Raw genomic sequence first — 235 nt, 5'->3', positions numbered from 1 at the left:
TACTGACGCGTATGTTGACAGAAATGCCTGCAACAACTCAAGTGATGGGAATTAAAGGTAACCAACTTAGCCTAGATCGCGGTCAGAATGCCGGTGTGTTACCTAATGAAACCATGGTTATATTTAGTTATAAAGCGGGTTTTGTTGATCCTATCGGTGTAGCAAATGTTACCCCTTCTCGAAATAGTGCTGTTGGTGAGATTATACGTTGGAAAGATACTGATCAAGCTGATGC

General features: G+C 41.7%; 1 pseudogene. It reads left to right on the top strand.

The features are described 5' to 3' along the window. Nucleotides 1-235: pseudogene (locus AAEZ02_RS23535) on the top strand (hypothetical protein); the annotation flags it as partial.

The organism is Shewanella sp. T24-MNA-CIBAN-0130, from assembly GCF_040310185.1.
Classification (GTDB): domain Bacteria; phylum Pseudomonadota; class Gammaproteobacteria; order Enterobacterales; family Shewanellaceae; genus Shewanella; species Shewanella psychromarinicola.
Note: the sequence above shows the minus strand (reverse complement) of the source record. Positions and strands in the feature narration are given on the sequence as shown.